This is a genomic window from Mucilaginibacter sp. PAMC 26640, from assembly GCA_001596135.1.
GTDB lineage: Bacteria > Bacteroidota > Bacteroidia > Sphingobacteriales > Sphingobacteriaceae > Mucilaginibacter.
In genome coordinates, this window is the sequence record CP014773.1 from 3,150,851 (window position 1) to 3,175,728 (window position 24,878).

At 40.3% G+C, this 24,878-nt stretch carries 28 protein-coding genes and 1 pseudogene; 18 read left to right on the forward strand and 11 right to left on the reverse strand.

Annotated elements, in window-relative coordinates; genetic code table 11:
- Window positions 1–39 precede the first annotated feature (39 nt).
- Window positions 40–468 carry a hypothetical protein gene (locus A0256_13580; GenBank protein ID AMR32379.1) on the reverse strand — a complete coding sequence of 143 codons (429 nt, stop codon included), beginning with the start codon at window positions 466–468 and terminating at the stop codon, window positions 40–42.
- Between the two features lie 313 nt (window positions 469–781).
- Here A0256_13580 and A0256_13585 point away from each other — a divergent pair.
- Together A0256_13585 and A0256_13590 are read left to right on the forward strand one after the other, a co-directional pair.
- A pseudogene (locus A0256_13585) lies at window positions 782–2,334 on the forward strand (transposase).
- Window positions 2,335–2,353: 19 nt separating this feature from the next.
- Window positions 2,354–3,100: an ATP-binding protein gene (locus A0256_13590; protein AMR32380.1), complete on the forward strand. Its 747-nt coding sequence runs from the start codon at window positions 2,354–2,356 to the stop codon at window positions 3,098–3,100.
- A 12-nt stretch (window positions 3,101–3,112) separates the two neighbouring features.
- Here the strand turns inward: A0256_13590 and A0256_13595 are convergent, their stop codons facing one another.
- Entirely contained in the window at window positions 3,113–3,544 is a 432-nt protein-coding gene (locus A0256_13595; GenBank protein AMR32381.1) for a hypothetical protein, read from the reverse strand.
- A gap of 219 nt (window positions 3,545–3,763) precedes the next feature.
- Between A0256_13595 and A0256_13600 the strand changes: the two genes are divergently transcribed.
- From A0256_13600 to A0256_13650, 11 genes are all read left to right on the forward strand, one after another.
- Complete coding sequence (locus A0256_13600) at window positions 3,764–3,970, forward strand: hypothetical protein (protein AMR32382.1); 207 nt, start codon at window positions 3,764–3,766, stop codon at window positions 3,968–3,970.
- Between the two features lie 27 nt (window positions 3,971–3,997).
- On the forward strand, window positions 3,998–4,324 hold the full coding sequence (locus A0256_13605) for a hypothetical protein (protein AMR32383.1): 327 nt from the start codon (window positions 3,998–4,000) through the stop codon (window positions 4,322–4,324).
- A gap of 1 nt (window position 4,325) precedes the next feature.
- On the forward strand, window positions 4,326–4,772 hold the full coding sequence (locus tag A0256_13610) for a hypothetical protein (protein ID AMR32384.1): 447 nt from the start codon (window positions 4,326–4,328) through the stop codon (window positions 4,770–4,772).
- A gap of 3 nt (window positions 4,773–4,775) precedes the next feature.
- Window positions 4,776–5,237 (forward strand): hypothetical protein, encoded by a 462-nt coding sequence (locus A0256_13615; GenBank protein ID AMR32385.1) that lies wholly within the window; start codon window positions 4,776–4,778, stop codon window positions 5,235–5,237.
- Complete coding sequence (locus A0256_13620) at window positions 5,224–5,736, forward strand: hypothetical protein (GenBank protein AMR32386.1); 513 nt, start codon at window positions 5,224–5,226, stop codon at window positions 5,734–5,736. The genes A0256_13615 and A0256_13620 overlap by 14 nt, the downstream gene beginning before the upstream one ends.
- A 4-nt stretch (window positions 5,737–5,740) precedes the next feature.
- The gene (locus A0256_13625) at window positions 5,741–9,847 is read left to right on the forward strand and encodes a hypothetical protein (protein AMR32387.1); all 4,107 of its coding nucleotides are present in this window, start codon (window positions 5,741–5,743) and stop codon (window positions 9,845–9,847) included.
- A gap of 50 nt (window positions 9,848–9,897) precedes the next feature.
- On the forward strand, window positions 9,898–10,233 hold the full coding sequence (locus A0256_13630; protein AMR32388.1) for a hypothetical protein: 336 nt from the start codon (window positions 9,898–9,900) through the stop codon (window positions 10,231–10,233).
- Between the two features lie 134 nt (window positions 10,234–10,367).
- Window positions 10,368–11,132 carry a hypothetical protein gene (locus A0256_13635; GenBank protein ID AMR32389.1) on the forward strand — a complete coding sequence of 255 codons (765 nt, stop codon included), beginning with the start codon at window positions 10,368–10,370 and terminating at the stop codon, window positions 11,130–11,132.
- On the forward strand, window positions 11,125–15,003 hold the full coding sequence (locus A0256_13640; protein ID AMR32390.1) for a hypothetical protein: 3,879 nt from the start codon (window positions 11,125–11,127) through the stop codon (window positions 15,001–15,003). Before A0256_13635 ends, A0256_13640 begins: the two co-directional genes overlap by 8 nt.
- Window positions 15,004–15,068: 65 nt before the next feature.
- Entirely contained in the window at window positions 15,069–16,244 is a 1,176-nt protein-coding gene (locus A0256_13645) for a hypothetical protein (GenBank protein ID AMR32391.1), read from the forward strand.
- Window positions 16,245–16,450: 206 nt separating this feature from the next.
- Entirely contained in the window at window positions 16,451–16,741 is a 291-nt protein-coding gene (locus A0256_13650; protein AMR32392.1) for a hypothetical protein, read from the forward strand.
- Between the two features lie 233 nt (window positions 16,742–16,974).
- On the opposite strand, the gene A0256_13655 is transcribed toward A0256_13650, so the two are convergent.
- Complete coding sequence (locus tag A0256_13655; GenBank protein AMR32393.1) at window positions 16,975–17,232, reverse strand: hypothetical protein; 258 nt, start codon at window positions 17,230–17,232, stop codon at window positions 16,975–16,977.
- Window positions 17,233–17,306: 74 nt separating this feature from the next.
- Entirely contained in the window at window positions 17,307–17,516 is a 210-nt protein-coding gene (locus A0256_13660) for a hypothetical protein (protein AMR32394.1), read from the reverse strand.
- A gap of 58 nt (window positions 17,517–17,574) precedes the next feature.
- On the opposite strand from A0256_13660, the gene A0256_13665 reads away from it, so the two are divergent.
- The 4 genes from A0256_13665 to A0256_13680 all read left to right on the forward strand — a co-directional run bounded on the left by A0256_13665 (window position 17,575) and on the right by A0256_13680 (window position 18,948).
- On the forward strand, window positions 17,575–17,820 hold the full coding sequence (locus A0256_13665) for a hypothetical protein (protein AMR32395.1): 246 nt from the start codon (window positions 17,575–17,577) through the stop codon (window positions 17,818–17,820).
- Entirely contained in the window at window positions 17,820–18,116 is a 297-nt protein-coding gene (locus tag A0256_13670; protein ID AMR32396.1) for a hypothetical protein, read from the forward strand. The genes A0256_13665 and A0256_13670 overlap by 1 nt, the downstream gene beginning before the upstream one ends.
- An 86-nt stretch (window positions 18,117–18,202) precedes the next feature.
- On the forward strand, window positions 18,203–18,697 hold the full coding sequence (locus tag A0256_13675) for a hypothetical protein (protein AMR32397.1): 495 nt from the start codon (window positions 18,203–18,205) through the stop codon (window positions 18,695–18,697).
- Window positions 18,688–18,948 carry a hypothetical protein gene (locus tag A0256_13680; GenBank protein ID AMR32398.1) on the forward strand — a complete coding sequence of 87 codons (261 nt, stop codon included), beginning with the start codon at window positions 18,688–18,690 and terminating at the stop codon, window positions 18,946–18,948. The genes A0256_13675 and A0256_13680 overlap by 10 nt, the downstream gene beginning before the upstream one ends.
- A gap of 148 nt (window positions 18,949–19,096) precedes the next feature.
- Here A0256_13680 and A0256_13685 read toward each other — a convergent pair whose 3' ends face one another.
- Together A0256_13685 and A0256_13690 are read right to left on the reverse strand one after the other, a co-directional pair.
- Entirely contained in the window at window positions 19,097–19,663 is a 567-nt protein-coding gene (locus tag A0256_13685) for a hypothetical protein (protein AMR32399.1), read from the reverse strand.
- A gap of 395 nt (window positions 19,664–20,058) precedes the next feature.
- Window positions 20,059–20,571 (reverse strand): hypothetical protein, encoded by a 513-nt coding sequence (locus A0256_13690; GenBank protein ID AMR32400.1) that lies wholly within the window; start codon window positions 20,569–20,571, stop codon window positions 20,059–20,061.
- A 167-nt stretch (window positions 20,572–20,738) separates the two neighbouring features.
- Between A0256_13690 and A0256_13695 the strand changes: the two genes are divergently transcribed.
- Entirely contained in the window at window positions 20,739–21,047 is a 309-nt protein-coding gene (locus A0256_13695) for a hypothetical protein (protein AMR32401.1), read from the forward strand.
- 155 nt (window positions 21,048–21,202) lie between these two features.
- Here the strand turns inward: A0256_13695 and A0256_13700 are convergent, their stop codons facing one another.
- From A0256_13700 to A0256_13720, 5 genes are all read right to left on the reverse strand, one after another.
- Window positions 21,203–21,796: a hypothetical protein gene (locus A0256_13700; GenBank protein ID AMR32402.1), complete on the reverse strand. Its 594-nt coding sequence runs from the start codon at window positions 21,794–21,796 to the stop codon at window positions 21,203–21,205.
- Window positions 21,772–22,413, reverse strand: a complete 642-nt coding sequence (locus A0256_13705; protein AMR32403.1) for a hypothetical protein — start codon at window positions 22,411–22,413, stop codon at window positions 21,772–21,774. Before A0256_13705 ends, A0256_13700 begins: the two co-directional genes overlap by 25 nt.
- Window positions 22,413–23,087: a hypothetical protein gene (locus A0256_13710; GenBank protein ID AMR32404.1), complete on the reverse strand. Its 675-nt coding sequence runs from the start codon at window positions 23,085–23,087 to the stop codon at window positions 22,413–22,415. Before A0256_13710 ends, A0256_13705 begins: the two co-directional genes overlap by 1 nt.
- A gap of 530 nt (window positions 23,088–23,617) precedes the next feature.
- Entirely contained in the window at window positions 23,618–23,848 is a 231-nt protein-coding gene (locus tag A0256_13715; GenBank protein AMR32405.1) for a hypothetical protein, read from the reverse strand.
- A 45-nt stretch (window positions 23,849–23,893) separates the two neighbouring features.
- Window positions 23,894–24,874, reverse strand: a complete 981-nt coding sequence (locus tag A0256_13720; protein AMR32406.1) for a ribonuclease BN — start codon at window positions 24,872–24,874, stop codon at window positions 23,894–23,896.
- Between the last annotated feature and the right edge of the window lie 4 nt (window positions 24,875–24,878).

Below are 24,878 nucleotides of genomic sequence, written 5' to 3' on the forward strand. Positions count from 1 at the left end.
AATCAGTCCCTGAACCAGTTAAACAAATTGTGGTTTATATTACTTGCCAATGAACCTCCTTTCCTTAAAATCGATAAATATTCCATATATACTTAGAAACAGGAATATCAAATTAAAGGCAAAGTGTTGCTGCCAATTTAGTTTTCCAATTATGCCGCCGCAGGAACATGGAATACTGCCAAAGGCGCCGGTTATCGCTAAGCCTACATAAACAGTAAATAAAAGCATCAGAAAGGCAGATGCATAAAACCCTGCTGTTCTGGTTATTTTAAATAGCAAAAAAACTATTGTTGCTAACTCTATTAGAGGGATGAAGATGATCAAATAACCAACGGACCACTTTGGAACGGGCTGTACTAGCATTTGCGTCCGAAAGGAACGAAAATCAATCAGCTTACTCGCCGTGGCATACGTAAACATCAGTATTAAAAAAAATGAAATAAGGTCGGGTAGATCGGAGCGTTTCATGGGTGAAAATTATACCCTAAAGCTCGGTTGGATGGTTAAATATTATCGATGACAATATTTACAAACTGTGGCTGCTCTCGTTACAATTTTTAGGAATATTCTAAATAGTAGTTTGTGATAATTATCACAAACCACTATTGTTTTCCCATTAGCCTGGAGATTATGATGAATGAGACCACACTATTTCGGCGCAAGCTGACCCACTGTTTCGGGGCAAACTGACCATGGTATTTCGGGGCAAACTGACCCACCAAAACGCGTAGCAAATGCTGTAGAAGCAACCATCTTTTGAGGGCAAAAGACCCGTTCTAAGATGGCCAATTTGACAATCAGCATGAGTAAGATTAGAAAGATTTTAAGGATGAACAGCCAGGGTCGCAGCACGCGATTTATAGCTGCCCAGATTGATTCATCCCGGAATACCGTAAGAAAGTACCTGGCCGTCCTTAAGAAGAGCGGCTTTACCTTTGAAGAAGTTAATAACCTTAATGATAAGGAACTGGAAGACTTTTCGGCAAGACCAGGGAAAACAACCAGCCAAGCAGCCGTATGCAATCCATGCTGCGCTGCTTCCCCCACGTCGATAAAGAGCTTAAAAAGACTGGTATGAACCGGCAGATCTTGTGGGAAGCCTATATCAAGGAGTTCCCCGAGGGCTATAAGTACACCCAATTTTGCACGTATTACAACCAGTGGAAGACCAAGGTCAATCCGACCATGCACATGGATCACAAGGCCGGGGACAAACTGTACGTCGATTTTGCGGGTGAAAAGATGAGCTATACGGACAAGGAAACCGGTGAAGTCATTGAAGTAGAAGTTTTTGTGGCAATCCTTGGGGCCAGCCAGCTCACCTATGTAGAGGCTGTTATGAGCCAGCAAAAGGAAGACTTTATAGCGGCCTGCGAGAATACCTTGCACTTTATCGGCGGCGTTCCGGCCGCCATTGTGCCGGATAACCTGAAGGCGGCCGTAACCAAAAGCAGCCGCTATGAACCTACCCTCAACGAAACATTTGAAGACTTTGCCGATCATTATGGCACTACCATATTACCGGCGCGGGCGTACCGCCCGCGCGACAAGGCATTGGTAGAAGGGGCCGTTAAGATCATTTATACTAAGGTATACGCCCCTTTAAACAAGCATATCTACCATTCTTTAACAGAACTCAATACAGCGATCTGGCAGGCCTTGGAAGCCCATAACAGCCAGTTGCTCAAAGGCCGCAATTATAGCAGGATACTACAGTTTGAAGAGATAGAGCGTGGCACCCTGGCACCCCTGCCTGTCCTGCGTTACCAGTTCAAAAAGCACTTTTATGCCAGGGTGATCAAGAACGGCCATGTCAATCTCGGCCCGGATAAACACTATTACAGTGTGCCTTACCGCTTCATCGGCAAAAAGGTCAAGCTGTTATACTCCCGCACCATTGTAGAGATCTACTACAATTATGAGCGTATCGCTTTGCACCAGCGCGAAAAGAACCCCTACGGTTATACTACCGACAAAGAACATATGGCCAGTGCCCATCGCTTTAAAAGTGATTGGACACCGGATATGTTCCTCAATTGGGCGACCTCCATCCATGAGGATGTCAGGCTATATATCCATCAGATACTGGAGCGTAAACAACACCCCGAACAGGCTTACAAATCCTGCCTGGGGATACTTGGCTTTGCAAAAAAAGCAGGGAACGACCGGTTAATAATGGCCTGTCAGCGGGGGCTCAGTTATGGTATTTATAGCTATAAAACGATACAAACCATATTGGAAAACAAGATGGACAATTATGAGGAAAGCATATTTGCCGATGAGCTACCTATGCCTGATCACGGTAATATCCGGGGAAAAGACTATTACAAATAACCATTAAAACAACAATAACATGAACACAAGTACCTTAGACAAACTGCGGAAGATGAAGTTCTTCGGGATGTTCCATGCCTTTAAAAGCAGCATGGAAACCGGTAAAACAAACGACTATACGGCAGATGAACTGCTGGCCCACCTGGTAGATGCAGAATGGGACGACCGGCAGAACAGGCGTATTGAACGCACGATCCTTTATGCCCGATTCCGCTATAAAGCCGCTATAGAGGACGTTCACTACCATGCCGACCGAAGTATCGACCGCAACCAGATCATGCGCCTGGCGGACTGTACGTTTGTTGATCGCTTCGAGAACCTGCTGATTACCGGGAGTACAGGCATCGGTAAAAGCTATATTGCTTCTGCTGTGGGTTACCAGGCCTGTGTATTGGGCTACCGGGTATTGTACACCAGTACGCCCAAACTGTTCGCTAAACTGAAGATGGCCAAGGCGGACGGCTCCTACATGAAAGAGCTGGCTAAGATCGAAAGGCAGCAATTGCTCATACTCGACGACTTTGGTATCCAGCCTTTTGATGCACAAAGCAGGGCTGCACTAATGGAGATCATTGAAGACAGGCACGGTAAGACCTCGCTGATCATCACTTCGCAGTTGCCGGTGAGCAAATGGTTTGAAGTGATCGGTGAAAAAACGGTTGCTGATGCGATCCTTGACCGGATCGTTCATGATGCACACCGTATCGAGCTAAAGGGAGAATCTATGAGAAGAAAACGTAATGTTGAACCGGAAAACAGCCATTAATGAAATTACCTTTTAAATAACTATTTTTGTACATGCTTTTATAGCATTTGCTGCAACCCAAAAGTCAGCTAACCCCTGGGTCAATTTGGCCCGAAACAGGGTGGTCAACATCTCCATAATATACAAATGGGGCACCACTTTAGCAAAATTGTCCATCACTGTCCTTATCAAATCTAATCTAGCAGATAAGGAATCAATCGTTTCTTGGTTATATTCTGACAAATCGGTGGTATTTAAAATTGCGTCCATCGATTGTATAGCGTTTTTAATATCGTGCTTTGCAAAATTTCCAAGTTGCGAAATATGCGTGTCATTGGCTTTAGATATTGCCTCATACATACTTGTTAGCTTATCAATTTGCAAACTCGCTTCCGCTATTCTTCGAGCTTGAATTACCGGATTGAATTTATTGTTAGGGTTATATACTTTTCTTTTTGATGCCATGATTTAAAGAATAGGTTGTGACCTTACAATACTATAAATAAAATCTTAAATGGTCTTTAATATCGACTATATTATTTGGATCAAACATCTTGGGTAAAAGCTGATACCTTGTGCCGGGGGGGGGCGGTTAATCTACCAATCCATATAAGTAAACGCAGGCATTTAGCAGGGCGTTTGCAGGGCCGTATCTTTGGGTAATGGAAATAATTACATTAACCAATGTCAAAAAATAACAGTTCGTTTAAACCCGGTCAAAGCGGTAATCCAACAGGATCCACAAACCGAACCCGCCTGAAAAATCGCCTTGAGGGTCTTTTAGAAAAAGCATTGCCCGTGATTGAAAAAGAGTTTGAAACAGGGTCTCCTGAGGTGAAGCGAGAGTTATTTATTGGCCTTGCCGGTATTGTATTACTCCGCGGAAATTAATTAACTCTTTAAACACATGAACATATAATGTCAATACCATTGGATCACATGCCCGCCACTTTGCGCGAAAAAGTGCAATACCTTACTGTACTAACAAAGCACCGAAAGCTTGATAAGTTAAGAGAGTTGCGAGCCGCGTCAAATGATATTGGTATTGATATCTATCATCACAGCGCCGGTACTGATTCATACTTCTGCGACAAAGACAAACGATATGTAACCTGGTCACAGTTGGTGCAAAAATCGAAAGGAATCATCGACCGAGGTGCTAATCTATTCACTGCAGTTATAGAGTACAAGCGCGGGATTCATTTCACAAGTAGCGCAACCGCTCCGGATCCCCAACTAAATTGATATGCTATCGTTAACGCCAAATTTCACCATTAAGGATATCGAAAAAGATTTTGAAGTCTTCGCTGCGGGCATCAAATCCGACCTGATACCGGCTATGATTCAAACCTTACACCAGGTAGTTGATCGCGCGAGAGCGTTAACACCGGCTGAAAAGTCGTTCAATAATATTACCTGGAATTTGCGCGCCTCTATTGGTGGCGTAATTGTCTCTGACCATGCTATTGTTGAAACTTACTTCCCTGCAATATCCCAGGGCGATGAAGGGCACTCTACAGGAATAGCGGTCGCCCAGGAAGTTGCCACACTGATTGAATACGACGACGAAATTACCCTTGTATTTGTTGCCGGTATGGCTTACGCATCCTTTGTAGAAGCAAAAGGTAAAGATGTGATCACCGGCTCAAATCAGAAAATGGAAGGAATTTTACGCTTACTCTTAAAAAATTAAAAAATGGAAAATCAAACTTACACTTTCAGCATTACAAGGCCGACTACCACCTTAAAGCGGTTGTTGAACATTGGTCCTAAAGAAATTACATCGAATTTTCTTATTGAGTCCCAAGTTCTAGCCAGCTGTATGCTCATTGCCAAAAAGGCTGAAGAGTTGCCTATTAGTATTCTCCAGGGTGCTGCAGGTGAAGTATTAATTCCTTTATATGAAGAACATCTGCCAAAGCTGATATGGATTGTTGCCGCGGCAATTACTAATCGCGGACAGCAGCCGAGCAGCAAGCTAGTTGCTCTGTTAACCAAACACTTGACAACGGATCAAATACTTGAAGGCTGTTTTGAAGCATTTGAGGCTATGAACATGCAGGCTTTCTATGATGGCATTGCAGTATTTAAAGGCCCTTTGACGGTTTTGAACCCGGTAGATCTACCAGAAAATAATTCAAGCCATGAACCTAAATAAATACATTCTTCATAAAGCTATTGATGCAGACATCTGCAAAGAATGGGCTGTAAAGATCAACCAGGCTAACGGTGTAGATGATCTGTTAAAAATGTATGTAGCCGGGATTGATTTCTGCTTAAAAAATAACTTCCCGGATAATGCCGATATTCTTACTCTAGGTGAAGGCAAACTTGCAGCCTATGGAATTCACATCGATGAAATTATAGCGCTACAGGATAAGCCGCTCATAGTGTTGTTAGGAGATTGCATAGCAAAGCACGACATCACCGGATATACTTCATCCCAACTATTCATAAAGCACAATTCAAAGGCAACGGTTACGGCTACTGATAACGCTTTCTTAATGATTGACTGCTTTGATGACTCAGTGTTAAACCTGAGCGCCGGTGGTCGTTCCAAGGTTTATATCAATATCTATGGTAACGCTCAGGTTACCCATACCTGCAGCGACATCGCTAACGTCAAAATTACAAACAAAAACAAACTTACTTATTAAGAGAATGGGCAATCAAACCGGACAAAGGCAATTAGTATACACGACAAAAATGGATATCAGTGATATCCGGAAAAATGCTAAAATAGCAATGGAGCTATTTAAGCAGATGCGGGATGAAGCCGCAAAAGCTGTTAAGGTTAGCGCAGCCACCGGTCTTGATACTAAGCCCATAACAAACTACCAGCAAGCGCAATTAGCATTAAGGAAAACATTACTTGAAGCCCAGGCAGAATCCCAAAGGCTAAAGAATGAGAATCTTGCTTTGGATGCCAGCTATAAACAAGGCAGGATATCAGCTCAGGAGGCAGCCACCGCCGAAAGGCAGTTGCGGAAAGACCGGAGAGATCTTGTAGAGGCTACCAAAGCGGCGCGTGTAGCGGAGCGTGCGGCAGCCGGATCTTATGATGAAGCAAATCAAAAGCTAAAGGATCTAGGCCGGTCTATCAAAGCCGCTGAAGGTGGTTTTAAATCAACCAGCCCGGCTATACAAGCTCAGATAAAAGAGTACAACAGCTTAAACGATTCTATAAAGAAGTTTGATGCTTCAATGGGCAACCACCAGCGGAATGTAGGTAACTACAAAACTGCCGTTCAGGGATTGGTAGGTGACTTGAAGTCTATGGCTTTTAGTTATCTATCCGTACAAGGTGCGTTACAGTTGGCTACCGCTTCATTTGGCTCAAACAGACAGCTACAGGCCATTGATGCCTCTTTAAAGTTTACTTTAGGCAGCACTGAAGCAGCCAGCGATAAGATCAAGGAATTGCGCGACAATGCCCTTTTACTTGGGCAGGACTTCTTGCCGGTGGCGGAATCATACGCAAAGTTCGCAGGTGCTGCCCGGGCCGCAAACTTCCCGCTATCGGAGACGGATCGGATCTTTAAAGCGGTATCCGTTGCCGGTGCACGTTTCAATCTTACAGCTGACCAGGTTAGCGGGGCATTGTTGGCAGTTCAACAAATGATCTCCAAGGGTACCGTCCAAAGTGAGGAGTTAAGAGGGCAGCTTGGAGAACGCTTGCCTGGTGCATTTGCGATCGCGGCAAAGGCCATGAACGTAAATGAAAAGGCTTTAGGTAAAATGCTACAAACCGGCCAGGTACTCGCGGCAGACCTGTTGCCAAAGTTAGCCACGCAGCTTGAGAAGGATTATGGGCTGAAGGCTGGTGAATCTATCGATAACTTAAATTCATCTGTTGGCAGATTATCTACATCTTTTGATTTACTGATTCAAGGTGACCGGGTAGGCGGTTTTTTTAAACAAATAATTGACGGAGCAGCGGCCGGCATTAGGTCCCTGAATGATTTGATAAATAGCGGCTCATATAAAGAACTTGTAGGCAGGTTGTTTACTTTCGAAGGTAGCCGGGTTTATGATAAAGCCAATGCGGTGGAAACCAATTACAATAAAAGTAACGCTACGTTAAAAAAGGAAAATTTGAACCCTATCGGCACATCAAATAAAAATGTGTTATCTGCCCTTACTGATTATTCAATTGCGGATCTTGAGAAGCTAAGAAATACCTACATAGGAGCAACAAAGCAAGCTGAAATTGCTGTAAATACATACCGAAAGGGGATTGCCTCGGGAGACTTAACAGACGGCGGAAAGGTATCCTTTAAACAGGCAACCGACAATTTCAACGCTCTCCAGGAGTCGTTAACCCTGATCAATACGGCTTATGACAGAATTAAGCCGAAAGTATTAAAGGTAAACAAAGACATTTCGGATAGCCAACTCACCTCAATAAAAGATATTCGTAAACGCATCGCTGAACTTTCAGCCCTACCAGGTTCAGCGCTGCAGGGATCTGATATTGACAAGAGAATAGATGCCTTGAAGGATCGTTTAAAGTCAAACAAAAACACGGATGCTTCAGATCTTAGCGCCCGGAATGCTTTCCAGAAAAAGATTAACGCCTTACACGATAGCGCGGTTAAAAAGCAAGAGTCATCCGACGATCAGGAGATTGTCAGCATCAAGCAAAAATACGCGGTGATGAAAAAGGAGGCTGAAGATTATTACAAGAAATTCGGTAATGGTAAAGTAATTAAGGACTCTACCGGCCGCAATGTAAGTAAAAGCCAGGTGTTCGGAAGGATGTCTGCAGACCAGGCAGCGGAAGTGGATGCAGCCAGCTATTCTATCCAGGCAAAGAAAAACTTAGAGCTTTTAGACCTTGAAAAGAAGCAATATACAGATTATGAACAGTATGTCAGCGAATTTGGATCTGAGATGGCATCCAGGCGCTTTGATAAAAAGATTGTCGATAACAAATCGTTTTTAAAGGCCCTACAGGTTGAAGCGGATAAGATTAGTTCTATACCCGAAGTTAGCCGGACCGGTGGCCAGAAAGACTATTTGAAAGAGCTGAATTTACGGATTGCAGCCGAAAAGGATGCCGAGCGCGGTAAATATGATGACCTGCTAAAGCAACTACAGACCTACCAGCAAAAAGAAATTGCTATCACTGAGCAGTATGCAAAGGATAGAGATGCCCTGGTGAGTAATCCTTTGGGCTTGAGTAAAGATGAATTGGCTACCCAATTTAGCAAACTAGCTGAAAAGTACAAAAACGATATTGCGGAAAATACACTTTCCACCATATTTAGCGGGGCAGATGTTGAAGCGATGTTCTCAAACTTGGATGTTATTTCATCTAAGGCTATAAATAGCTTGATCAAAGATGTATCCAGATTGTTTGAAGCCAATAAGGATAAACTGAATCCTATCGATATTGAAAACACCCTGGCCAAGCTGGAGGCAGCTAGAGGCGAATTAATAAAGCGCAACCCGTTTGCAGAGCTTGGCAAATCCCTTGAGGCTGTCTTTACTGAAGGCGCGGGAGATGCTAAGAAGTCAGCTCAGCAAATCCAGATCGACTGGAGCAATCTAGCCAAAGCCACTTCGGGTTCATTCAATTTTATAAATGATGCTGTACAGTCAACGGCATTTTTAAAAGATGCTTTGGGTGAGGTTGGAGCGACCGCCCTTTCATCCCTAACGGCAACAGCAGCAGTCGCGGTTAGTGTGAGCGCTGCAATTAAGACGGCTGAAAAGTCTTCTGTTATCCTTGCTGTAATATCAGCAGCTCTTGTAGTGGTGCAGGCGATAGCCAGTGTATTTAGTTCAATATTTAATGCGAACGATAAACGCATTGAAAAGACAATTAAGGGTTACCAAAGCCAATTGGATGCACTGGACAGAGGGTTTAAACAATTGGAGCGTGATGTTCAGCGGTCGGTAGGTGAATCTTACTATAGCTCAAGCCTTGAAGAGATTAAGAACCTAAACGCGCAGCAGGTTATACTTCAGGAGCAATTGGATGCCGAAAGGAGCAAGAAAAAAGCTGATCAAAGTAAAATAGATGCCTATCAGGATAAGATCAACGAGATACCTAACCAGATTGCGGATATCCAACAGTCAATTACTGATATGTTGGTGCAGACTACCTTTAAGGACCTGTCGTCCAGTTTAGCGGATGCCTTTACAGATGCATTCAATACCGGCGAAGACTCCCTTGCCAAACTAAATGAGGCATTCAATAAGGTGATTGCAAATGCGGTGAAAAAGGGCCTTGAATTAAAGTTCCTGCAACCGGTAGTCGATAATTTTATCAAAGATTTTGCCGATTACATGAAGGATAACGGCAATAGCGCTTTAGGATTTAATTTTGACAAATATAAAGATTTGCTCAAGTCGGCCGGTGATAGCTTTTCAGCTGGATTGACTCCGTTTAAACAATTCTTTGAGGATCCTGCTTCCTCTTCATCAACCACCAGCGCCTTAGGCAATTCTATTAAATCAATTACCTCAGATCAGGCAAACGCCCTGGAGGGGATTACTAGGGGCACGTATGACCTAACAAAGCAGCTGGTGGTTCATACTCGCGAGAATAACTTGGTTTCAATCGGCACCAATAGCATCATGGGCAAGATGTATGATTCAGCCATTAAAGGATTGATTTTTCAAGAGCAAATTGCTACAAACACCTTCAATACAGTTGAAGAGGTAAAGAAGGTAATCGTTGAACTGAAGGTAGGTAATTTAAAAACCATTGCCGACAATACGAAGGCCGGATCTGTCCGGGGTAGTGGATTAGGTGTATAAATAATAGAAGCAACCAAGAAAAATAAAGTAAAAATATGAATAGATGTACCATGAAACTACCAGCGCAGATTGCTGGAGAGATCAAAAAACTCACTGTATTCACTGCATCCCAAAATGTTGAAAAACTTAGGGAGCGCCAGGCCAAACCCAACGGCGTTAGTGTTGATATCTATTTTCACAGTGCAGGTAAAGATTTATACTTCTGCGATGTAAGAAAAAGGTACTTAAGCTGGAAGGAAGTAACCCTTGAGGCAGATTCCAAAATATCTTGCGGCCAATATCTATTTACTGCGGTAATTGAACGTAAAAGTGGTGTTTATTTCACAAGTAGTCGAACCGCTTCGGATGATCAATTTATATCGATGCTGTATCCGCAATCAACTTAAAAAGAAACAATATGATAAGTATAAATCTGATTTTATGAAAGCTTGCGAAAACTTCTGTATAGCCTTACTAATACCTAATAGCAAACCCATCCCCGCCTATACCAATTATAGGTGGAGTAAATTTACAATACAACATGGCCGGATATAAAATCAATGGGTATGATCTACAAAGCGCGTTAGGTATTATAATAGATCAGGACAGGGCAACCGCTGATTCATTTGAAGGCCCTAGCGGAACCATGCCCGTGTTTTCGAAGGATTGGGGTAATGGTTTTATCGAATTTGATCTGGCGGCCCCGGCATACATAAAGCCAAAAGTGTTGACGCTTAAAGGCACATTAACCGCGAACTCATTAGAAGAATACTATTCAACCAAATCTATCATTAGCGGATTACTACACCAAAACTATGTTACCCTAACCCAGATTGAATCAAGCTATAAAGTAAATGCCAGGCTAAAAGATGGTGATCTTGCTTGGCATAGGCTAACTAACCTGGACAGCAGTAAAATATTAGCCAGTTTCACTTGGCAGTTTGATGAAGTTAAACAGGATGTGCCGTTTAAAGATGATGACGGTTCAGCAAATGCAAATGTTCATTATGGACCATCTCCAACTGTACCGGTTACATCGGCAGATGTTCTTGCGTTACCAAGCCATCAATCAATAAGTAGCGACACTTTTACTTTAAATACAGGAACGGCATATACTAACTTCACTTTTGCAATACCAGTTAGCCGCGCTGTTGTGTCGGTTACCGATCTTGAAGAGGGGGTAACATTAAATTACACCTATTCGCCAATAACTGTTGACGGTCAATCTTACAAGCTATATACATTATCTCAAAACGTGACTTATCTAACTAATCATTCCCACAAAATAATATTTCAAAATGTCTGATAATAAATTCGAATTTCCCGGCAGCTTCAGGTCCACGGTATCTGGTAATATAGATTATTGGTACGGACCGTACACCAGTATTGATGATGCGATAGCTAAAATACCTCAGTCGATGAGATCATCAAGAGTAATAGGTATTATCAATGGCTCAAAAACAGACGACTATTGGTGGCCGGGGGCTGACCTTACAGCGTCGGGTATATCAAGAAAATCAAACTCTTTAAATACCTCAATCGCTGGATTAAGATCCATTGTTAACCCGCAATCAGACAATATTTATCAGGTTACAGATTTTGGAGGCGGCCAGTGGTATTACGATCCTTCAGATAGCACAAGCATAGATAATACCGGTACAGTAATTGTTTCCGGCTCAAGTAGGTTTAAACGAATTTTCGATAAATCTCAAGTATTAGTTGAATGGTTTGGTGCAAAAGGAGACGGTTCTACCAACGACACCACCGCGATTCAAAATGCCATCAACTATGCAAATGCTAACAACATAACAGCTGTTATGTTTAGGCCATTAACATACCTTATCACACACATTGATTTAAAAAGGAATGTATCGCTTGTGGGATCTGCTTTGTATCCTTCAAACAGCGGCAATGTTGATATATCAACCCGTTTTACCTGCAGCGCTGCTGGCCAGATCATGTGTAGCTATCTTAGTGACGGTAGTTACCCTGGACAAAGCGGTGAAGAGAGTTTAACGGCAAAGTCTAACCCCAACCTGGTAATAAAAAATATTGTCTTTGACGGACTGTACAAGGCTTTGATCGGACTTGAGATAAAGGAGTGCTGGGGCTTTAAGATTGACAACTGCAGGATCTTAAACACTGGCCAATACGGGTTGAATGTTTTCGATTGCAATAACTTTGACATTTCAAATTGTAATATAAACTGCTTTTCATCAATCAGTAACGCGGATTATAACTTTTTAAATGACGAGTTTACTGGTAACAGGCTGCTTTCGCCATATTTAGCAGTTCAGCAGAGCAACGGTATGAATGCTAATAGCAAGATATATCTATCACCATACCAGGGCTCTTTATATTCATCCTTTCCGGTAACCGCTATTGATAGTTCGGGTTTGTTTACTACTGTGGCCCCTAATGTATTATCAGATACTCCAGGGTGGGCTTATAATACCGGTAGCGGAAGCTTTGTCTTTGATAAAACCACTAAAGCAATATCCGTTACCGCAGCAAATACCGCGGACTATAAAATAGTTACAGATCTTCCCAGCTTAAATGTAGGCGATAGTTATACAATTACCGGTAACATCAATATGGATGCCGCATCGGTTAATGCTAGTAGGGTAGTAAGTTTTATTCCAGGTAACGAAAGTCAAAGCTATGGCGTTAATGTGCCAAACAGAGGAGCAAGCAATAACTTTACTATAACATTCACTTACAACCCAAGTTCGGCCACTTTAACAAACCCTGTTAAAATAAAATTCATAGCGGGCGCGGTGCCGGGTAATGATATTTTTACGATCACTAATTTAAAGATGGTTAACAATTCTATTGGGAACAATATGAATAAGCTGCCAGTCACTATAAATATCGATGCTGCTTCATCTGTTAACGTAAGGAACGCTTTCAACCCTTCTGAAGCGTACTTTATAAAATGGGTGAGCAATACCACCTTTAGATTAGCAAGCTCTTACTACAACTACAAGAATAGTATCTGGTCGGTGCCCGTTGCGGCAGTGACAGGAATTACCAACGTGTCAGTTCAATCTCCGCAATCTGTTTTAGCCCTCATCGGTCGCAATTCATATAACAACACTTTCGCTAGCATTAAGGTTGAGGATATTTACGACACCGGCATACAATTAAGAGGCGCTTACCTCAACTCTTTTAGCGCATTATCTATAACAAAGGGAAGTGTGTCGCTTGGTTCTATTGTGGGGCTTTCTCTTGAGTACGGCGCCTCATATAATAACTTTTCAGGTGCGATCACTAACAGGTACCAGGCTACGGCTTTTGATAAATTAACTGTCTCAATAAACATTGATAAATACTCGGGCCGTAATACTTTTTCAGATATTTCAATCTGGGGCGCAAAGCAGATCGATGTCTTTGATGATTTTGTAGGTACATCTGATAACCAAAATATGTATTCAAATGTTACTGACAATACTTATGTATGGCGGCAGCGGGCGGTTGATTACAACCTTAAAAACAGGCGTGGATACACATTTGGGGTTGGATCAACCAGTATTACTCAGGCAAACCCAATGATCACCCATAAAGACTTCGCTTTATACTTTGGTGATGTATATTTTGACAATAGCAACAATGAAGTTGTTTTGTTTGAGCAAACCGATTCCCCGGCAACAGATACTGGCCGGCTAACAATAAAACGGACAGTAAATAACTCAGTAGTAATACTTGTAGGCGGATCAAGCGTTTATACCTCGGCAAACAATATTCTTCCAAGTAGTACACCAATCGATTTAGTGGTGATGCGGGATATGGCCTATGTATGGTCTGTTTATGTAAATTCAGTTAAATTAGTTCCTGTAAGTTCTTCATCACCTAATGTTGATATCGCTTCAGGCGGAACAATTAAAACGTACCTGGGCGGCGTTGCCAATACGTTGACATCTTATAGCTGCAAGAGGTTTAGATATTTTATTGATACCCTATCTGACAGTGAGGTAAAATCAATATTCTCTAGCTTGATGCTGGATAAAAACGGATACCAGGTAACAAACCCGCTAAACTCTTTAACTTCCGGATTATCTACCATCACAAGCTATACCGGATTAAATTTAACGGCCGGCGCAAACGGTTTCAATGGTGGCACTTCGGTAGATGTCTCAATAGTTGATGCAAGTAATAAGCTTGTTCTTGCCGTGGGTAATTCAAATAACTCACTTATCAATAAAACGCTAAGGGTGTCATTCTATGCGAAGTCTACTGATATTGGAATTATCAATATCGTTAGAAATGGAATAACAAGCTTCGTGTCGGTAATGCCCGGGTACAATAAATACACGGTAATATTAAAGCCAGATATGAACGCTTCTTTGAAAAGCTCGGAGATCATATCGTTTTCATTCGCTAATGAAATACGTGCAGCGTTTGGTAGCAGTGTGAACGCAGCCACCACGGGCACGATTAACTTTGATGACATGAAGGTGTTTGTTGGATTGTCTCCAATATACGTTGACCTTGATCTAACCAACCGCGATACTGTTACGTTTACCAATATTACGGGATTGTTTACCTCTCCATGGACAATAGCAGACTTGATAACAACTGTCGGTGTATCCAAGTTTACCCAAAGCACAAGCGGCGGACCCGGTACCGGTGGAGCTTTTGAATTCGAAAGATCTGGCTCAGGAATCGGGGTTATACATGGTATTTATTCAGCATCATTAACCTCAAATTCTATTGCGCAAACTGTATCTCTGGTAAAGGCTACAACCAATCAATCGGGAAACGGAGGGTATATTGGTCATTCTATCGACATCACAGAAGCAGCGGTTGGTTCGGGAACAAAGGATCTTTTTAGATACAGGGTGAACAATAACATTATGTTTGAGGGCGATAACCTTGGTAATTTTACCGGGGCTGGTTATCTGAACTTCAAATCGTTAAAACTGGGTATAAGGGCAATTTCTTCAGCTACAACACTTAATCCGCTGTCTGACTATACCATCAATGTTGTAAGCGGAACTTTTACTCAGCCTCTACCCATTGCGCCTGTAAACACATTATTTGTGATCAAAAATAGCGGATCAGGTACAATTACATTATCTGGTACCTCAATAGACGGGGCCGCAACCATTGTATTATCCGGTAAAACTCCAGTTAGAGTACAGGCTATCGATGCAGTAGGTAATTACATTTTAATTTAATAATAGGTACCTAAGAACCATAGAGCCACAATTTATCAAAATACTTAAAGCAAAATAACAAAACTATGAGCATAATTATCGCCAGTATAGATCACTCTAAAAACACTGTACACATTGGCACCGACCGCAAGCAAGTTAGTATGTCAGGTAAGGAGCAGCCGGAAGAGTTCGTGAAGCTATTTAAAATCAAGTCTGACCTTTACTATGCAATTAACGGCAATGTAAATAACGGGCTTGAGCTTGCTAATTTGTTACTTGGGTTAAGCTACCTGGACACTAAGTCTTTGGTAGATATAGTATCTAAATTTGAGGTGAAAAGGTCCTTTGGTTTTGGTAAAATTCAAGGTGATTGCATGTTTGTTCTTGCGGGACACCATGACGGAAAGGCTTTTATCTATGCAAGAGATACAGAACACGATCAACAATATACGCTAGTAGGTACAGATAATGCCATAATGAGATTGATCGCATCTCCAAATATTGAAACCGCCGAAAATGTAAGCAGGTTTTTCTTAGATGCTATAGGTGGGGGCGATCACGAACAGGCAATAAAGGAATCGATCGTTTATGCCTCTACCATTAGTAATACAATTGGTAGCGTGATTGACTATGCCTGTCTTGATAATGCATCATTCGTTTTAGAAAGTAATATTGCTGCAACCGGCACCCTTATAGTAGGTGATGCCGTTCACATTAACGCGGGGGTGACCGGCGTCACTGATGAAGGAGATAACAGTATTCGTTTTTGGGCCGGTGCTGTTTATGCCGACCGGGAAACTGCCCCTTTTAGGGTTACCGATGACGGTAGAATGTTTTCAACAAGTGGTAGAATAGCAAATTGGGATATCGATAACACAGGACTTTCCACTGATGGTACACAAAATGTTTATATAAAGACAATCAAAAGGAATTCCGGCGGGTCGATTATTGCACAGGCTTACATTGGTACCGATGGAACCGGGCAAGACAACTCAACGGGGGTTTTTGTGAGCACTAAGCCTGGAGCATCTCTCAACAAGGCCCTTTATGCCAGGGCATACGGATCTACAAGCTCATTAGGTGACATCGCCGGGCACTTTGTCGGGCAGGTTTTAATAGATGGTGGCGTACAGACTATTCAGCATTCAGGATCAACCACAACCGTTTCTCAAGGGTATACAGGTGATATATTTTATACTGCCAGCAGCGGCATAAGGATAATGAAGTTTGTAAATGGAATACTGGTCGGGGATAGATCGTAAACCGATTTATTCTAATAAGCAAGATTTATTACGTAATATGCGGATATAATATTTGATAGCAATCGCTGTCATTGTGATTAGGTTTAGGTTATAGCCCCAAGCAGCGATTGTAAGGGGCTATTTATTTTAAAATCCTTTACTTAAGTCTAATCCTGTAGTGGTCTACGTGTATAAAAAATGCTAAATTACAAATAACAAAAACTAACATGGATCAAAAACAAATGGATGATTCGTTCCGCGTTAGCACTTATGCGAACATCCTCGCGGACCTATATCTTGGCAAAAATCTCACAGATCATTTTGAAAAATTACAAACCGAAATTGAAGCTGTAGATTTCATCATTAATCAGGAAGGTTATTTACATCCAGATATAAATGATAATTTGGAGATGAAGGCTTATATTAAACGCTTGGAGGGTCATTTAAGAAAAGCTATAGTAGATCCTAGCCATCGGCCTGATCCTGAGGAGACGAAAAATACCGATTGTTACGACTGAAGGGTATTATTTGCCCCTGTTGCATAAAATTGTGAAAACAGGTTTTATAATTTTTGTCAAGATAATTTATATTTGAAAAGGCTCAGAGGAGATCATTCTGGATGGTCTATTTTTCTTCATTGTTAAAATTGTTTGGCGACCCTCTGAGCTATTTTTTACCCTCTTAAAGCCACTCCAACAACTTATTGTTAAGTAACAGAACGCACCCAGCATTGACTTAGCGTACCAGGTGATTAGTAACCCTCTTTAACTAGTAACTCAAAAGCTTCTTTCAACTCATAAAAACTGAATCCTAGAGACTTGAGAGACTTAGTGATCTCATTGCTACCAATTTGTTCTTCCAAATGCACTCTTTCTTTAATTGCGGTCAGATAATCATTGACCATTACTAGATTATTTTTTGCATTTTTTTCGAGTATGAAGTCAGCTTGCATGTTAGCAATGTCCGACAACATATCATCAAACTCAGGGCCTTGATTTTTCCAATCCATCTTCAAATGTAATTCAAATTAAGCACAGTATCGTTTTACAAGAGCGGCCGGCGATTAAACACCTGGCCTTTTGCTTAAATGACTTTTTGGAAAAAATATTCGTTATCGTCGATTACAAGAGAAAATCTGTCATTTTTCTTGAAAGCCCTATAAAACCAATCATAATTTCTAGTACCCGGGAAGTTGGCATTAAGCCGTTCGACAAAAATTTTCAGATTAGTATCAACAAGTAATATTTTATTGTCATTAACAACTGCGAATAAGGAAGTTAGATTTTGATTCATTCCGCAAAGTTAGAACTATTTACAATTATTCATTAAATATTTGCAAATAAACTTGCAAATGCAAATATGTATTGTATATTTGTATAACAAACAAGAAAGGCTCCGCGGGAACGGAGCCAATCGATTGATTAACAAATTAACAAATTATCGAATGACAAATCTAATTCAAAAATCAGAGGTAACAAAATCAAACGTTTCCTACACCAAACAGTTAACTGCTATAATGCCGCGCAATAACGGTACACCTGAAGGCTTATCTGCTTTACAAGCATCTTTACTACGTGGAAAGGGGGACGTTAAATAATGAAAAAGCGCCTTTTCAATATTGCATGGTCTATAGTAGATCAGTTCAATAGTTTCTCTGAAGCGTTAACGCATGCCTGGAAAGTAATTAAGCTACAACTTGCACTTACCACCCGGGCGTTGGTCAACTTTACATTTAAGAAGGTTGATGGATCTATCCGCGAAGCCGTGGGCACGCTGGTAAACGTACCAATCCCAAAAGGCGGCGCTCGGAAGCCTAAAAGCTCTCTGCTCACTTACTTTGACCTACAGCAAAATGACTGGAGATGTGCGAAGGTTGAAAATATTATCTTTTAAATAACAACAAACCATTAATAAACAAGAAAGGCCGGAGTTACTGCCCCGGCCAATCAATTGACTAACCTCTTAATCAATAAATTCGAATGACAAAATTAAAACAAAATCCTGATTTGACAAATAATCAGGATTACAAAAATCAAAATTTGGGAATCGTAAGTGCAATTTCTGTTTTCTTTGAAAGTCACCAATTGCATGAAGCTAAAGAGGCGCTGTTCGAGCTGCAGCATGCTTGGGGCTCTCGCCATCGGTTATTTAGAAATCACCATGATATCGGAAGCATGGTGTTCTTTGTCACCAACTTAAACTCGCTGGTTAGGAAAATCGGGCAGTTTGATTGTATTACGCATCCGGTTGATAATAGAACGGACACACGTACGGCCGTTATCGAGTTCCTTAATGAAAGTGGTTCTATCTCAGAAGATATCTTAAACGAGGCTTTGCAGTTCTGGATCGAAGCGACTGCCAGCGCTGATAGAAGCAATGTTGAGTTGACCAGGGGTGAATATGTATTCGCTACGATCCCTGATTTTTTCGATGTATGCAGCGAAATATTGGAAGGAGGTGTGCTATGTGCTTAACTAACGATAGATTAATCGAAATAGGCGCCGATGCTCATTTACTGGATGGCGGATTTGATCACGATGAAATCATACGAAACCTGGCCTACACGGCAGACAATATCAGCTCCAATACTGTAGGCGAAGAGCATGACGCGGATGACATGCGATGCGCTATTGCCAATTTGAACGCTATCGTCCAGGCTACTGCATACATATCTCTGATGCGCGATAAGATGCGCGAGTTGCGGAAGGGGGAGCGGAATAATTAACTCGCCGGTATAATAAATTAAATCCTGCCTATTAAGTTAGGCGGGGTTATTTGCTACGAAGAGTTCATAAATTTGTAGTGCGTGCTAAATTTCCTGATCAATTAAAACCCTTGCAGATATTTGAGGGCTTTTTTCCCGGTAGTATGATTTAAAAATCATTCTCGGGCTTGTTATTGAGAAAAGCCGAAAAGTCTTTTATAAGTTTTAAAGCCAAGTTGGAAGCGACTCTATCCTCATCGTATTGAATGCCTATTCGGTTAATATCCACCGGCAACTTGATGGACGTACTCAATATTGCACTGAAAGTTCGCTCCAAAGAGCTTACCACAATCTTAAACTTATTGTTCTTCAAGTACACGTTGCTTTTAAAAAATAATATAACTGGCTCCTGATGGGAAGTAATTTTTCCATTTTTAGAGGTGTCACTCACGGTAAATACTCCTCTTATATTGCCCTTAAAGGATATCTCACCAAGCTCAAGGTCTTTAGATTCTATAACATTCCGGCTGTCTTTGAAACTATTGCTAAGAAATGATAACGCGTTGCTGTATAGTTGGTCCTTGCTCAAGTTGGAAGCTGATACGGTGTCGAGCATATAGCCCTTAGCGTTAGGGGCCTGCTTTACAAAATTAGGATCCTCTTTAAAAGATTGAGCACGCAGTTTAGAAGTTACAATGAATAAGAGAATGCAAGTTGCGATAAGGTTTAGTTTCATGGTTTTACAAGTCTAGGTATTTTTTGGCACATAATATTTAATAAAAAGTGATCCGCTTAACCATCTGGCTGGTTTCACAAGTAAATCACAAAGATAATATAAGGTAATTCTTTACCATGATCATAATATTGAAAATATTTTAACCACTGATTAAAAAAGTTATCTTTGCGTCGGCTTGAGGGCAAGGGTGCCTAATAGTCAATAGTAGCCCTTCAGATCTTAAAAATTTGAGGGGCTTTTTTGTGGCAACTAAATTGTCAAAAAAAACGTATAACGATAACTATTGATTAATCTCACCCCAACCCACGATTAATGCCTTGGCTAATTAGCCGGGCATTTTTCGTTTGCTTACGTTTTAAAGAATGCGTTCAAAAATGTTTGATTGAAGCCTCCGGTCAGTAATTAGGTCCTTTTGGTGGTTTACCCCATCCGATTAGGATGTTCCTACCTTTAATAATATTTATCTTACCGCAGAAATTAGTTTCATACCGTTTATTTAATTCGTTAAAATATTCGGCTTTGAGGCTATACTGTAACTGACTGTTTACTACTAATGGTTTTGGAATATCTACGTCCAACTTAATGGTTATCGGACTGCTTTCTGTAATTGGCACATTTATCTTAACTTGATTTAACAAAATTTGGCTGTAGTCAGCGGGCATATTAAGCTCCAAAACTTTCAATCCATAAGCGTTATTTTTAGAATGATTGCTGATCAATACTTCAGCTTGAAAAGTTGATTTTGCAACAGCTCCTCCTGCATATAAGCTAGTTTTATCGTTCAGCGAAATAATTGAAATAAGCTTTGGGGATTTAAGAAACTCTTTGTCCATCCACAAACTACCAAAGTAGCCAAGGGCCCCTGAAGCTAGCCCTATCAATGGCGAAATAAATTTTTCCAAATACATATATTTTTAAATGTTAATAGCAGATCGATACTACCCGTGACATTCTGGTTAGCAAATCCATTTATTTAGGCATGGATTATTATTTGCAATTTATAAATAAAAAATATAAGCAACCGAAAACGTTGGTCCACGATTCTTAGTTTTATAAAAATTTAAATTTTGTAGACATGAATGGAGTAACATTATTTGAAACGCCGGCTATTCTTGAACTCATTGAAAAGATAACTCAGATGAGCGCACATGTAGAGGCTATGCACCTAGAATTGATAGATCTTAAAAAGCCTTACATGACCGTCAAGGAGGTATCAGTATATACTGGGTTCAGCACCGCCTGGGTAAATGCTCACAAGCATGACATTGGATGCAGCGTAGTTGGTGGATCATTGCGTTTTAAACGTAAGGATGTCGAGTGGATTATGCAAGACGAATATTTCAAAAAACCCAGAAAAAAGGTTTATCTCCCGCCAGGTTATTAATTAAAATGCTTAGGACTGTATTAGCGTACAGAAGCTTAGAGTGCGGCTTCGACTTTCGACTTGCTGCAATTAGGTATGATCAACCTTGGATGCTTCTGCAGGGGACACTTAAGCGAATAGGATAGAGGATTCGCGATTAGTACATTTAGAAGGATTCAAATAAGTTGATCTTTTGTAAATTCCCAAAAATTATGATATTCAGTATTGTTTAGCCTTTGAATAATTTGATCAATTATTCTATTAACTTCATCCGTATCGATTTCGCACTTTAAATCTGGGTAGTTTGACGACTGGAAATCTGTTAGATTCATTCTTACCTGATTATAATGTTCATCCGACCGGTCAATAAATACTAATGTGTGAGATTTATTATTTGGCAAACCAACGCTGGCTGGAGCTCCATTGAAAACTGGATTATGTTTAAAGCCTATAATACCTTCAACATTTTTTAATTCGTCAACAGGATATTTGAAAATACTATAGTCTTGATGATTGAAAAAATTCCCTGACCTATTGGTTGTTATTCCCTTAATCACACTACATTTTTCGGGACAAACATATTTATCCCAATCGAACGAAAGACCATCTTCGCCTACTCCTAAACTGAAATTAGCTTCATTTGGATGGCGTCTTTTTTTGCCTACTAGATGTCTTTGACCAAAATGACACTGACGATATAAGATACTACCTGAATTGATTGTTTCTTCATGCCAGGGGTTTTCTTCTATAGTTTTAGGTTCTTCATCCATACCAGAAAAGATTCATCGATATTAGGCAATACTAGATTTCCCTTGTTCGAATTTTTATTATTGTATTCGTCTCGATAGAAAATACCTAAAAATTCTTGATTTGAAATTCTAAAATTTATTAATAACCTGTGCTTTAATGTTCTCCATGACAGGTCGATTGTACCATCGTTACAGGGATTAATTTCGGGTGCACTAATGATAATATTTTTGGCCGCTAGCAAATTACTGTAGTTGACAAGAAATTCGATAGCACTAAAATATAAGGGCTTTGAAATAGGTTCTCCATTTTGATTATTCCAATCTTTTTTTAGATCTAAAATACTTTTTGAATATTCAATTTCATCATAAACCTCTTTAAGATTCGGATTTAAAGAAAATTGACGATCAGAAAAGTTAATGTTCAGCTGATCAATTCTTGCGGAATGAAATACATTATCATCGTCTATTGTCGCTGTTTGGTCAGACGATGTTTCTTCTACGCGATAACCCTTTATTTTGAAGGGATCAGCCGAATAAATAGACGAAGATTCTCGATTGTAATATTCATTTTCTGAAATTAAAGCACGCTCTTCCTTCGTTGGTGATAACCTAAAATTTTCTGGATAACTAATTCTCATTATTCACTTACGCTAATTTGGTTGAACTCTTTATTATTTGCGATAAAGTTCTCTTCTTTTTCAATAGCTCTATCGATTTGACGTTTCAGATTTTTTAAATCTTCAAGATCTAAAGTAATTGACTGGGAATTATCTTCGGATTCACGAGAAGAGTAACTGATTTTTAGTTTATGAAGGATGAGCACGGATTTGCTTAAAATATCTTCACTAAGCAGATTGATCCGGGTTGCAATCTCCATCTCTGTCAAGACACTCTCAGAATCATTGATGATCTCCAATGCTTGAAAAAACGGCATTAAGCTATCAACGCTTAAAAGTATGTATTTTAAGTTTTCTTTCAAACTCTCAAGTACGCTTTCCGTGATAAATGGGTCGTCCTTAACCTCTTCAAATGCTGAATAAGAATTGGTTAATCCCGCACTAATTTCATCGACGTTATGTTCGGAATCAAAAATTAATCCAGCAAAACTAAAAATTGTATCAGAAATGATATCTATTTCATCTATTTGTACATTAGAAGACAAAAAAGAAATGAATTGTTTTCGATTAACGCCCTTGGGCACTTTCCTTAATCCTTCTAATAACTTCTTCAAATCATCTTGACTTAAAGCGCTGATCTTTTTAAATGCTAATAACCGGTGACTTGGAATTGTTAGCTTACGGCCTTTATTCATTTTGAATTTATATTTTTGATCTTAATCATATGAAGATCAACAGATCGGTTATAAATATAATATATTTTTTCACCTAATTTCTTACATTACTTGTAAGGTGCAATCTTATTAACTTTTTTTAACACTTTAATAGATAATCTTTAAATTGATATTTAAATGATTATACCAGAGATTGCCTAGAATTATTCGACAACACTAACTCTTTGCCGTTGTTTACTTTATTTACACTTCAGAGTTATCCTAGATAATACCTGATATCGCACCGTTAAATCATGCGTGAAAGGCTGTCTTGGTTTAAGCAAATTTTGACAGAAATGTATTTGAAAGCAAAGATATTTCGTATTCTTAACTTACTATCAAAGGCACTTGTTTTCTAGTAAATTTCTGCTCACCGTTCGGATACTTTTCCATTTATCAAAGCCATCGTTGAGCACCAGCCTTAGTATTACAGTGTTCAGCAAGAAATTCATAGATCTTACCTTTCACTAAGCTGTTATCCGATTATTTGCATAAGAAGTTATAAAGCCTGCTTATTTTAATTGAAAGTGATACCATTTGTGATACCCAGCCAATTTCTCGAGCACAAAAAAGCCCTCTACATAGCGTAGAAGGCCTTTTGCGTTTTTCATGTGCGGAGAGCTAGGGATTCGAACCCCAGGAACCTTTAACAGTTCAACAGTTTTCAAGACTGCCGCAATCGACCACTCTGCCAGCTCTCCGGGGACAAAAGTACAAATCCGGACCGAATTGCCAAACTTCATGTTAACTTTTTTTAAAGTATTTGTAAAGTACTGTAAGGCAAATATTTAATGGTGATGTACCTTGGTTTTAGGGGTGCGGAAGCTATTATATCGAGGTTTTACGATACGAATATTGCGTTTTGAAAGGTCAACACTGGCATTTAATTCAAACCCAATAAGCAAAATCAGCGAGTTTAGGTATAAATAGATCATCACTACGATTAATGTGCCTATAGATCCGTATACCTTATTGTATGATGAGAAATTGTTGGTGTAATAGGTGAATCCTATAGATGTTAAAATAGCCAGGGAAGTGGCCAGGATGGATCCGGGATTAATAAATTTCCACTTTTGTTTGTTCGACGGGCCGTAGCGGTAAAGGATGCAAACGCTCACGAAAAATATCACGAGGATAATGATCCACCGTGAAAATGCAATCAGATAAAACCAAAATTGCGACTTACTGTGAAAAAGGTGCTGCGCATACCCTATAACCGATTGGCCCGCTATCATGATCACGATAGCTATCAGTAATGAGATACTGATCACAAGGGTAAGTATAAGCGCTACAACGCGCCTTTTAAACCAAGAACGCGTCTCTAATATCAAAGATGACTTATTGAAAGCCTGCATAAGATTGCTCACACCATTGGTAGCAAAGTAAAGAGCTGTGATAAAACCAATCGACAACAACTGACCGTTTTGTTTTTTTACAATATCTACTATGGTAGATTGAAACGCCAGATAGGCATTAGTGGGCATGATTACCGAAAATACGCTCAGCAAATATTCCTGAAAATTTTTGACTGGTATATATGCTATCAGCGTAAATAAAAATATAATAGCAGGAAATAAAGCCAGCATGAAGTTGTAAGCCAAAGCTGCCGCGCGATTGGTTAGCGATGTTTGCTGGATCTCTTCTATGAAAAAAACAACAACCGTATACAAAGGAAGCGGCCTGAAACCGGGGATGTAAACAGATTTAGCCCAGTCGGTTATATAGTGATAGAACTTAAAGTTGTTCAGAAAGCGATGTACCCATTTCATTATG